We start from the raw sequence: 11,834 nt of genomic DNA on the forward strand, positions 1-11,834 counted from the left end.
ATTAATATGGACTTGACTCAAAATCGTGGCTTTGGCTACCTGTTTTGTCCGAACCTGCACCTACTTCAGACATAATTACGGCTGCGCTTCCTTGTTTTGTCCGAACTTGCACCTACTTCGGACAAAATCGTGGCTTTGGCTCCCTCTTTTGTCCGAACCTGCACCTACTTCAGACAAAATCGTGGCTTTGGCTCCCTGTTTTGTCCGAACCTGCACCTACTTCAGACATAATTACGGCTGCGCTTCCTTGTTTTGTCCGAACTTGCACCTACTTCAGACAAAATCGTGGCTTTGGCTACCTGTTTTGTCCGAACCTGCACCTACTTCAGACAAAATCGTGGCTTTGGCTACCTGTTTTGTCCGAACCTGTAGCTACTTCAGACATAATTACGGCTTCGCTTCCTTGTTTTGTCCGAACTTGCACCTACTTCGGACAAAATCGTTGCTTTGCCTCCCTGTTTTGTCCGAACCTTGACCTACTTCAGACAAAATCGTTGCTTTGGCCCCCTCTTTTGTCCGAACCTGCACCTGCTTCAGACAAAACTAACAGTCCGTCTCCCTGTTTTGTCCGAACCTGCACCTACTTCAGACAAAATCGTTGCTTTGTTACCCGGCTTTGTCCGAACCCCATCCCTCCTCTTTACTGCTAGTGTGCCTTTTAGAATATCTTGACCATTTCATTCGTAATAAGTATCCGACGTGTTTCCGACTGCTTTATAGTACTTCTTTAACACTCTGGTTATCCTTCTTTTATTTATCGTCCTGTTGCACCATTCGTAGATGCTTTGTGTCGTTATTTTTCTTTCAGGAAACAATAGCCTGAATTCTTCTATGTTCTGTACGATTGCTTGCTCCACTCGTTCGGAGTTCCCACACCTGCCACATACTAAACCCTGCATTTCAATGGAAGTATTAAACGACCCACACTCCCTGCAATGCATGCCCTTTTCCAATTGTTCATAATCGTATTCATGTAAAGTGGTATACGGATTTTTATCATGGTGTAATGAAAGCAATTTTTGGGCGAGTATTTTATGGTTCTCGTCCATCTTGGAAGGTGCATCGTTAAGTTCTTTTAAAAAGCGATTAATTTGGGTTGGTAAAATGATTGGCAGGTCCATCGGGGCTTGATAAAGGGTGAATTCTGGGTTGTTGAAAACGACTGAAGCCTGGACGAGGTAATTTAATTTGAGGTTTTGAAGCAGTTGGCGAAAGAGCGTCTCGCTTCGCTTTAATTGTATGACTGGATTTTTGTATTCTTTGCCACTCGCCACGGAGTAGAATTTGTCTGATTCCAGGTAAAAATCACCTTCGTGATATTTCACATCCAATAGATGGATCAATCCCCCAGAGATTATTACCTTATCAATTTGGAAATAAGAATTATTTACCTGTAGCAATAGGTCATCTATTATATACCTTTCCTCAGAGAGGTTTTCAGTCAGCCGATCAAATTCAACCTCCCCTCTATACCCCTTTTCCAAATTCGCAAGATGAAATTTATCCTTTGCAGACAACTCCATTCGCATGTTCAGATAGCGCATTACAACTAATTCCTTCGATTCACTTCTTTTTTTAAGTAACATAGTCCACTTCCTTCCTTAAAGCTTATTCTAATCCAAACTGCCTTCGTTTTTTGTGAATATTTTGTTAACTTTTTCAGTTTCCTATCTCGCTTCAACGCAGGGACCTAATATACTTCCAGATTACAAGCGATATCAATAGTTAATTTTTAAGTTAAAAGGCGTTATCAATCGTTAACTCCTAAATAAAATACCGTCTCATTCGTTGTTATGCCCCCTGAATGTAAATGCAAAAAACCGCCTGAAATTGGTTTCCAGACGGGTTTCCCTTCTATTCTTCCTGCTTGATCACAGCTTCAATCCTGTTTTCAGTCTTAGTTTCACGAATCTCATCTGTCAATGCATCGATACTGTGTCTTACATTTGCTTTTCCTGAGAAGTTTTCGATTAAGTCTTTCACATCGATTCCTGATGAAGCTTTAAGGGTCTCTTGAAGTGTTGCCATTAAATTAGTCGCATAGCCTGTGACCTTGTTTGCTCCGCCATTAGAGTCACTGCCGCCAGTATCGACAACGGTGATCTTATCAATGTTTCCAAGTGGTGCGGCAACTTGCTTCGCGTATTCAGGAAGCATTTTCAAGATCATGTCGAGAATTGCGGCCTGGCCGAACTGTTCGAACGCTTCGGCGATTTTTTCCTTTGCTTCTGCTTCGGCAAGACCTTTCAGGCGGATGATTTCAGCTTCTGATTCACCCTTCGCCTTTTCTGCTTCCGCTTTCGCAAGACCATCCATACGGACTTTTTCTGCCTCCGCTTTAGCCATTGCTTCAATACGGTATTTATTTGCATCTGCTTCAGCGATTTGCTTCGCCTTATCTGCTGCTGCGGATTGCTCGACAGCATAACGGTCCGCATCGGCTTTCTTCTTGACCTCGGAATCATACTGGCGCTCACGGCGCAGAATTTCTTTTTCCTCGAGCTCGATTTGCTTTTGACGCTCGATGATTTTGACCTGCATTTCCTGTTCGGTAACTTCTTGCTGCGTACGCGCCATTTCCAAATCATAAGCCTGGTCAGCTCTCGCCTTGGCACTATCCTGCTCGCGGCGGTATTCAGCAACTTTCAAACCATTAATTTTTTCTGCTTCGGCGATTTCAGTCGCGCGTTCAAATTCAGCCTTTTTCGCTTCTTTATCTGCTTCCGCTTTCTTGATACGTGTTTCTTTTTCCGCGTCTGCAGTGGCGATGTCAGCGTCACGCTTTACCTGGGCAATACGAGGTTTACCAAGGGAATCAAGGTACCCATTTTTATCACGCACATCCTTAATCGTGAATGACACTATGACAAGTCCCATTTTTGCAAGATCCTGTGAAGCAACACGCTGAACTTCCTGCGAGAACTTATCACGGTTCTTATAGATTTCTTCTACAGTCATCGATCCTAAAATCGAACGCAGATGCCCTTCTAATACTTCCTTTGCTTCATTCTCGCGGTCTTCTTTTGACTTTCCTAGGAATTGCTCAGCAGCAGTAGCAATTTCACTGATGGAACCTCCGATTTTAATAATCGCCGTTCCATCTGCCATGACTGGAACACCCTGTTCTGTGTACACTTCAGGTGTAGTGACTTCAAGCTTGCTTGAGAGCAGGCTGAGCGGACGGGATTGCTGGAATACCGGGAAGATGAACGTGCCGCCTCCACGAATAATTTTTATCCTGTTGCTCGACTCATCCGTATGAACATTGCGGCTGCCAAGGAAGCTGCCGGTAACAATCAAAGCTTCATCTGGTCCAGCCGTTTTATACTTGGTGATGAAAACGGCTATCATAGCGATAACAAGGAATACAACAAAACCAATAACTATAAACATAAGATCCATACCTTTTCCCCCTAAATATAAGTCTCTAATTCTTCATACAACTTGACCTGCAGGACTCCATCTTCAATATCGATAATCAATACTTTTTTTCCATAAGGTATTTCTGTTTTTGTAAAACTGACTGCCGGCTTAGAGATACGGCCGCTGATATTCTCAATCATGACTTCACCATAGCCGTCGCCCGGAATACCAGTGATGACGGTTCCGATTCTCCCTCTTAAATCACTCTCTTTGTACACGAGGGATTCCTCGGCATTGGATAGTGGAATCAGCACAAAAACATTCAGCAAAGTTACTAGAATAAGAGCAATAATTGCAGAAGCAGCCGCAATCAGAACACTGTGCAGCTTTGTAAAAACTTCACCTAAATACCCACCTGCTGTAAAAATCGCAACAAAGGAAAAAATTAATGTTGGATTCACAATAGGAATTGCTTCTGTCAGTCCCTCAAGAGCATCACCAAAAAGCAAATAAAGAATCGTGACCGCACCTGAGATGACCAGTCCATAAAAATAGATTGTTTCTAATGGCAGGCCAAACAGCTCCATTTTCCTCACTCCTTGCTAAAATCGTACAAAGCATCCTCCTTATTCCAATTATTTCTTGATATGTAATACGTTTGTCATAAGTTTTAGTTTCAAAAGTTTTAAAATATTTTGTAGAAAAATAGCGCAGACATTATTAAGGCCTTATACTAGCTCATCAATAATTTTTTACTTATTAAAGTTTGATTAATACAGAAGCAAATTATATAACTAAGTCTGCTGATTCTTTTTCCTCATTACCTTGTGTAAAAATGAATTCATTATAAAAGTTAGCATTGGTTGTTGATATATATGGTGATAGCCATAGGAATCCTACTCCGAGCGTGAAAATCGCTATAAATACCCAGCCAATGAAACTCAAGTTCATCAGAAAGAACTTCCATTTATAACCTTTCATCCTCTTTTTGCTCTCCGTTATTGCTTCCAGCGCTGAATATTCCGGATTGTCCTTTAACAAGAAGAACGATTGTGAGTAGGAAATGCCTTTTATCAGTCCAGGAATAATTAATAACAACATCCATAACATTGTAAAAATGCCCACCAGGATAGCTGTTCCAATAACTTTCAGGGATAGTTCCCAGTCTTTATAAACAGCGAACACCTGTGAAATCTTTGGGTCATTCCACCTGGCAATCACAAGATAAAACCAATAACTCGCAGCCGACAGAGGAATAAATAGTAAAGAAAAAAAGATGTTGGTCAGGGAGGCTATACCCGAAGTTTCTGTCTGGTTGGCCCAAGTCATGAATCCTCCGCTAGCGACTATTTCAGCAATCATCGGTACAAAGGTCGTTATCAAAAATACCAGGAACGTTAGGAGCACTGCTATGCCCCACTTCCCTTTTAATGCTTCCAGAGATTTCTTTTTTAATTGATTAATAGTTAAGTCCATTCATTATCCCCCTTCATTCAATAAGTCTATCGGTAATAATCCCCAAATATAAAGTACTTTCCATTATATTTCCTATTTTTTCAATACATACATAGAAGATTGATGTTGGGATACAAAAAAACGCTGCCAGTTTGCAGCGTTTCAAGTTTATCATTTGTCATTATGAAAAAAAGTGGAAGCCCAGTGGTAATTTAAAACCAAGATAAAGCAATATGGCCAAGACAAGAGAAAACTGAATCCATAAATGTTTAACACTTTCATTTCTCTTACCCTTTACAAGGATCATTTCAAGTACGGCAATCATCCACATTCCTAATGCTGTCTTCAAAATATATAAAAATGAAATCTGATATAATTCAAAAATGAGCATAAGGCCAGTTCCTAGTGTCACAATGTAGACCACACGGAGAATCATATGCAAAACATTCGTGTTCTTGTCTTTCTGTTTCAAAAATCTAATTACTATGAATATTATAAGGGCTAACACCCATGCGGTAATATGAGTGTGGATCATTTGTTACTTCCTTTCTCTTTATGCTTTAAAGCGATAGCCCGCACCCCAAATGGTTTCAATATATTCAGGATTGGATGGATCAATTTCGATTTTTTCTCTTATTTTTCGAATATGAACAGTTACAGTTGAGATTTCACCCATGCTGTCATACCCCCAAATCCGATCGAACAGGTGATCCTTGCTAAAAACCTGATTAGGGTTAGTCGCCAGGAATGTCAGTACATCAAATTCTTTTGTCGTAAAAACAGTCTTCCGATTGTTTACATACACCCTGCGGTCTGACCGGTCAATATGCAGTCCACGAATATAGATATCCGTATGTGCCGGTTCGCGATGCTTTGCCACCAGCCTTTCATATCTGGCTAAATGGGCTTTGACTCTCGCAATCAATTCATTTGGACTAAAAGGTTTGACCACATAATCATCAGCCCCCAATCCAAAGGCCCTGATTTTATCAATGTCCTCTTTTCTTGAAGTCACGAGCATGATTGGAACATCCTTCGTTTTTCTGATTGTTTTGCACACTTCAAAACCATCTATATTTGGAAGCATGACATCAAGCAGTATTAAATCATATTCATTGGCCAAGGCCATCTGCATGCCTTTATCACCGGCATTTGCTATATCAGCTGTGAAACCATTGATCTCTAAGTAATCCCGTTCAAGTTCAGCTATACTCATTTCATCTTCAACGATAAGGATTCTTTTCATGATCTCACATACCTTTCCAAAGAAATAATGATTTTTGTCCCGATACCTAAACTGCTTTCAGCCTTGATGGTGCCTCCATGTTCATCAATGATCATGCCAGCGATAGACAATCCAAGACCGCTGCCGCCTGTTTGTTTGTTACGAGATCCCTCTTCCCGGTAAAATTGCTGAAAGATGAATGGGAGTGACTCATTACTGATTCCTGGACCGTTATCAGCCAGTTCAAGGATGACTTCATTTTGATCTTGATAAAGAGAAATGATGATTGCTCTCTCTTCCTTATCCATGTATTTAAGACTATTATCAATGAAATTTTGAAAACACTCTTTTCAACTTTTCACGGTCGATGCTCACCTGATATGGTTCCGCAGCGTTACATTCAAAAAATAGCTTCACATTCTTCTTTTCCAGATCAAAAGCCAGTTCCTCAAGATAATCTATCAAATAATCCCTTAAATCGACTTCCTCAAAATCAAAAGACAGTTTTTTTAAATCAAGTTTTGAATAAAGAAATAATTCATTGATCAAAGAATCCATATCAATTGATTTCTGGTGGATCGTTTGAAGATAGCGCTCCAGTTTTTCAGGAGAGTTTGTAACTCCATCCCGAATCCCTTCTACATACCCTTTAATGGATGTGATCGGCGTTTTAAGGTCATGAGTGATATGCGCTATTAATTCCTTCCGATTCTTTTCATATTGGGCTTGCACCTCTGCAGATTCTTTCAGCTGCTTTCTCATCTCTTCGAAGTCTGCACTCAACTGAGCAAGTTCATCTCTGCCATTTACGATAATGGTATGGTCAAGATCTCCCTCTTTGATTTTCTTGGCTGCTTCCTTCAACTGTTCAATTGGCTGGATGATGCTCTTGGATACATAATAGGTTAGTAATCCGTTCGTTATAATAAGGATTAGTATCAGCATGACAAAAAGAATTGGATAAAATGTACGCATCAGCCTGGTGAGTGGGCTGGCGTCCTTTATTAAAAATAACGAAGCACTCCCTTGTTCAGGAATGTAAAAATCATGCTGTCTCAGAGAATAACTATCATTCCTGATTTTTTCGATATTACGGGAGGTTGAGGATACTCCATATCCAGGAAGATCAGAAGCAGACAGGTGAGCAGTTTTATTTGATGAATAAATGATCTTATTTCCCTGACGCAAGACAGTGAAAATACCATCTTGTTCTAATTCAGCAGATATATCTGATAAATACTCAACACTAGCCAGCCCTTTTGGATCAACAAAGGATTTTTCCTTCAATTGACCAAATAGCTTTGCATCCTCGCTGGTCGTTTCTTTATAACCATGACTTTCCGGCATCAGGTCACTGACCTCGCGGATATCACCAAGGAATAGAAACATTAGAAGCAAGCCCGCCAGAAAAAAAAGAATCATAGGCACAAAGATCATAGCCAGATAGGATAATATCAGTCGATATTTAATAGTCATGTTAACACCTTCACTATAGTTCCTTTGTTTTAAACATATAATAGCCGACAGTCAAAAACAATGAACTGAAGGAGAACAAATAGATGAAAGATTGCCCAAGCCATAAAACATTCACATTTCCAAGCCACTGCTGATACCAGTCCATATAAGCTGTTGGAAAAAGATGCAAGAAATTTGGAAAGGCAAATGGCAATACAGCCATTAAACCATACAGAAAAATACAGCTTGCCAATGAGGCAGGACCGTTCTTAAACCACTGGGAAATGAATGCAGCGAAAGAAACGATCGCCCCCAATGGTATAATTGAAACAAGCAAAGAGATGAATAGTATACCTGCCTCGTTCCAAACAATCGTTTTTTCCAGAGCAATGGAAGTGATTAGAGAAGAGACCCAAACTACTAGCAACTGCATATAAGTCAGCACCGTTATAGCTGAAGCTTTGGAAAGGTATATCTCCATTCGGGTTATTGGCCTGACTTGAAACAATGATCCTTTTTCCCATTCTCCTGCAAATAGTTCCGAACTGGACATAAAGATAAACAGTGGAAGAACGACAAGCAGGAAACTATTTATAATAAAAAAATTGACGCTAAGAGAAGTCAAGGTGATCATATCATTTGCCTGGATTCTTATGGATGCAACTCCTATTAATATTGGCAGGATTGCCGCAAGTACAAAATAATATTGTACACTTCTCTTTGCAATAAGTTTATCGATTTCATTACGAGTATTGCTAGCAAATTCCCGCAATACGAACGCCTCCTATCTTTTCGACATAGAGGTCTTCAATAGATTTTCCTGCCGGTATTAAATCTTTTTCAATAATACACTGTAGCTCCCCGTCGATCAGGATGCCAAAATGGGTGCAGAATTTATCAAGCTCAGCGGTGAGATGGCTGGATATAAGGAAAGTGACTCCTGTTTCCGACAGCTCTTGCACAACATTCCTGAAAACGATCATCCCATCTATATCAAGACCATTTGCGGGTTCATCGAGAACAATCAGCTTAGGATTTGGAAGCAGGGCGGCAGCTAACCCTAGGCGCTGAAGCATTCCCATTGAGTAAGATGATGCCTTTTCATGTTTATATTGGCTCAAGCCTACTGAATGCAATACTTCATCTATTCGGGAAAGGGGCATCTCCGGATAAAACCTGATGATCATTTTCAGGTTCTGCCAGGCGGTCATATGTGAATAAATACTCCCGGAACCTATATTTGCTCCTACATCCCTGATCGCAGACTTAAAGTCTTCTTCAAGATCCCTGCCAAAAATCATTATTTTACCAGAATCAGGTTTTAGAAGACCAGTTATAGCCTTCAGCAAAGTAGTCTTGCCAGCACCATTGGGACCAATCAGGCCAAAGACGTTGCCTTCTTTAATCGAGAAGTTGACTTCGTTTATTCCACGCCCATTTTTAAACCTTTTGCCAATATCGGACACTTTAAGAACTGTTTCCATACATCTCACCTTCTGCAGCAAGTTATTAATGATGTGCTTTTCCGTGTTTCACTTCTTCAATGGTCAAATTCGTTAGGTCAAGCGTCCCTACTTTGGTTGAATTCACATTTTTCAGGTCCAGGCTGATCGCTAAACTTACTTGATGGACTTTTCCTTGTTCATCCTTGCCTGTCACTAACACTTTTACATCTTGTGCATCTACAAAGTTCTGGGTGCTTATTCTAGCTTTGACATCGGCTGACTTAATGACAATATCTTCTTTTAGCTCAGGAAACTTCATTTTCACATCATGAAAGCTTGATTCCATAAATTCCGTACGGTCATTCATCATGGCAGCATGCTTAAGCATTAAGGACGTAACAACATTGGCTGCCATTGGTATTTCAGATTCTGACAGGTTAAGGATTACTTCCTTGGAACCACTTTTGCCATCTTTGACAATCATCTTTTGCTGAAGGTCTTTTGTCAGGACATCCACCAGCTTTTCCAGGTCTTCCTTGAGTTCCAGCCTGTCTGACCCTGTTCCATGAACCCGGCCATTTGATGTCATTGAATACACTTTATTTTCGTTGTCCTTTTTTACCAGGAATTGCCCGTCTTGTCGATACATCTCATAAGATCTTGCGGTTTCACCATTCGAAACAGTGGTTCTTCCTTCCATTGTTTTTCCAAGACGGTTTGTCATGAGTGTCGTGTCTGAACTATAAATTTCCTTGCTATTTTCCATTAGGTCCATACTGAATTCCGTCGTCGTGCTTTCCAATTGATGTGTTTTCTTTAAAGCATCTTTGTACAACTCATACCCTGACGTATTCGCCGAAATCGAATACACACTGCCGAGCATGACTGCCCCGCTAATTCCTATTACAGCCAGCGCCTTCATGTTCATTTCTTTAACCTCCTCAAAATCGTTAAATCATCTTACAAGCAAAGGGTAACCATTAATTCTAAACTGTTTCTAAACTAATTCTTAAATTTTTCTTAAATCACAATTAAGCTTAAAGAAAACACAGGCGCTTGGGGAGGATACACAAATGAGTGAACAAGTTTCATGCGTTCTTACCATTACAAAAAAAACGGAGTCTCCATCATGGAGGCTCCGGCTAACTTCGTCATTTTACTTTTCCTTTGTATCCTTGCTCGCTGCCTTCTCTAATCTCCTGAATCTCCTTAAATCTGCCGGTCTTATTGGCAGCGGTTCTTTTTTCAGCAGTTTAAGAATCGCGAACATCAGCAGCAGAAGCAAGACTGTAAAGGGAAGTGCGGCAATCAATGAAGCGGTTTGCAATGCTTCGAGCCCGCCAGCGTATAGCAACACGGCAGATATGGCTGCCATTAGTGAACCCCAGACGATTTTCGCGAATCTTGGAGGGTTCAAACTTCCTGATGTCGTCATACTTGCAAGAATATAGGTAGCTGAGTCTGCGGACGTGACCAGGAAGGTGAAAATCAAAATGATCGATAAGATCGATAAAATTGACGTCATGGGCAGAACTTCAAAAGTCTTGAATAAAGCAGAGGTTAAATCTTCGTTTACTGCTGCAGCAATCCCTGTATCGTAATTCAGGTCATTCCATAAAGCAGTTCCACCGAAGGCTGCAATCCAGAGGCAGGCAATTACAGGCGGAATCACCATGACTCCAAAAATATACTCCCTGATTGTCCTTCCCTTTGAAACACGGGCAACGAACGCTCCAACAAAAGGAGACCATGCAATCGCCCATGCCCAATAAAAGATTGTCCAATCCCTTGTCCAGGTACCTTCCTGATATGGCTGAAGCCTAAGGCTGTATTGGATGAAATTTGCGAAATAGTCACCAATTGCCAGTGTAAAGCTTTCCATGATAAAAACTGTAGGACCAGCAATCAATACGAATAACAAAAGCACAATCGCAATCCCGAGATTCAAGTTGCTGAGCATTGCAATCCCTTTATCAAGCCCGGTTGAAGATGAAATCATATAGGCAATGAAAATGACTAAAATAATGATCATTTGAATGCCAATCGAGTTTCCAGTATCGAACACAGCGTTCAAACCGCCATTCATCTGCAGGACACCAAGCCCGACAGACGTTGCGATCCCCATTACAGTTGCCACTACGGCCAGTGTATCTATTGTATTTTTAACAGCGGGTTTTGTGCCGGTAATCGGCTCAAGAGCTGTAGATACCAACCCGTTTCTTTGTTTGCGGAACTGAAGGAATCCGATTACTAACCCCACAATTGCAAAAACCGACCATTGGCTGACTCCCCAGTGGAAGAATGAGTAGCCCATTGCGACTCTGGCTGCATTCCTTGATTCTCCTTCTATATCAGCAAATGGAGTGTTGAAAAAGTGGCTCATTGGTTCAGCAATTCCCCAGAAAACGAGCCCGGCTCCAAAACCGGCTGAGAAAAGCATGCCAATCCAGGTAAAGAAAGAAAACTCAGGCCGTTCCCCTTCACCGCCAAGCCTGATGGCACCATATTTACTGACAGCCAGTCCTATTAAGAACAAAACAATAATAAATACTGCTAGCAAGTAGAACCAGCCAAAATTAACAGTTGTAAAACTAAACAACTCTCCAGCCACTGCACCAAACTTCTTTGGCACAATAGCCCCAACTACGACGAACAACAAAATCACCGCAGCTGACACAGAAAAAACAAAGTTTGATAAAATATTCTTGATCATGTCAGCCTCCAATAAATATGCATTTTTTCAGATATGTAAATAAATTTCATGTACGTTCAGGGTAAGTAAGTAGATTGGAAAAGGGGATGAAAGCATGTCTTGAAATATTGCCATGTAATTATTCTGCAATCTTTTTCCCTCAATTATCCATCGTGAAACACGTTTTACGTTTCTTTCA

12 protein-coding genes are annotated in these 11,834 nt (G+C 40.8%); all 12 read right to left on the reverse strand.

The window, feature by feature from the left end; translation table 11 throughout:
* Positions 1 to 677 precede the first annotated feature (677 nt).
* Positions 678 to 1,586, reverse strand: a complete 909-nt coding sequence (locus J7E35_RS01780) for a nuclease-related domain-containing protein (protein WP_214776510.1) — start codon at positions 1,584 to 1,586, stop codon at positions 678 to 680.
* Between the two features lie 268 nt (positions 1,587 to 1,854).
* Entirely contained in the window at positions 1,855 to 3,402 is a 1,548-nt protein-coding gene (locus J7E35_RS01785) for a flotillin lipid rafts scaffold protein FloT (protein ID WP_214776511.1), read from the reverse strand.
* 11 nt (positions 3,403 to 3,413) lie between these two features.
* Positions 3,414 to 3,950 (reverse strand): NfeD family membrane protein, encoded by a 537-nt coding sequence (locus J7E35_RS01790; RefSeq protein ID WP_214776512.1) that lies wholly within the window; start codon positions 3,948 to 3,950, stop codon positions 3,414 to 3,416.
* Between the two features lie 199 nt (positions 3,951 to 4,149).
* Positions 4,150 to 4,839 (reverse strand): DUF975 family protein, encoded by a 690-nt coding sequence (locus J7E35_RS01795; RefSeq protein WP_214776513.1) that lies wholly within the window; start codon positions 4,837 to 4,839, stop codon positions 4,150 to 4,152.
* Between the two features lie 160 nt (positions 4,840 to 4,999).
* Positions 5,000 to 5,353: a YisL family protein gene (locus tag J7E35_RS01800; RefSeq protein ID WP_214776514.1), complete on the reverse strand. Its 354-nt coding sequence runs from the start codon at positions 5,351 to 5,353 to the stop codon at positions 5,000 to 5,002.
* Positions 5,354 to 5,371: 18 nt separating this feature from the next.
* Entirely contained in the window at positions 5,372 to 6,064 is a 693-nt protein-coding gene (locus tag J7E35_RS01805; RefSeq protein ID WP_214776515.1) for a response regulator transcription factor, read from the reverse strand.
* Positions 6,061 to 6,351 carry an ATP-binding protein gene (locus J7E35_RS01810; protein ID WP_214776516.1) on the reverse strand — a complete coding sequence of 97 codons (291 nt, stop codon included), beginning with the start codon at positions 6,349 to 6,351 and terminating at the stop codon, positions 6,061 to 6,063. Before J7E35_RS01810 ends, J7E35_RS01805 begins: the two co-directional genes overlap by 4 nt.
* Before the next feature lie 16 nt (positions 6,352 to 6,367).
* On the reverse strand, positions 6,368 to 7,519 hold the full coding sequence (locus tag J7E35_RS01815) for a sensor histidine kinase (protein ID WP_214776517.1): 1,152 nt from the start codon (positions 7,517 to 7,519) through the stop codon (positions 6,368 to 6,370).
* 13 nt (positions 7,520 to 7,532) lie between these two features.
* Positions 7,533 to 8,270 carry an ABC transporter permease gene (locus J7E35_RS01820; protein WP_214776518.1) on the reverse strand — a complete coding sequence of 246 codons (738 nt, stop codon included), beginning with the start codon at positions 8,268 to 8,270 and terminating at the stop codon, positions 7,533 to 7,535.
* Positions 8,254 to 8,982 carry an ABC transporter ATP-binding protein gene (locus J7E35_RS01825; protein WP_214776519.1) on the reverse strand — a complete coding sequence of 243 codons (729 nt, stop codon included), beginning with the start codon at positions 8,980 to 8,982 and terminating at the stop codon, positions 8,254 to 8,256. The genes J7E35_RS01820 and J7E35_RS01825 overlap by 17 nt, the downstream gene beginning before the upstream one ends.
* Before the next feature lie 25 nt (positions 8,983 to 9,007).
* Positions 9,008 to 9,871, reverse strand: coding sequence for a hypothetical protein (locus J7E35_RS01830; protein WP_214776520.1), 864 nt, complete (start codon positions 9,869 to 9,871; stop codon positions 9,008 to 9,010).
* Positions 9,872 to 10,099: 228 nt separating this feature from the next.
* Positions 10,100 to 11,656: a BCCT family transporter gene (locus tag J7E35_RS01835; RefSeq protein WP_214776521.1), complete on the reverse strand. Its 1,557-nt coding sequence runs from the start codon at positions 11,654 to 11,656 to the stop codon at positions 10,100 to 10,102.
* Positions 11,657 to 11,834 lie beyond the last annotated feature (178 nt).

The sequence above is a fragment of the Bacillus sp. ISL-45 genome, from assembly GCF_018613195.1.
In the GTDB taxonomy this organism is placed as follows: domain Bacteria; phylum Bacillota; class Bacilli; order Bacillales; family Cytobacillaceae; genus Mesobacillus.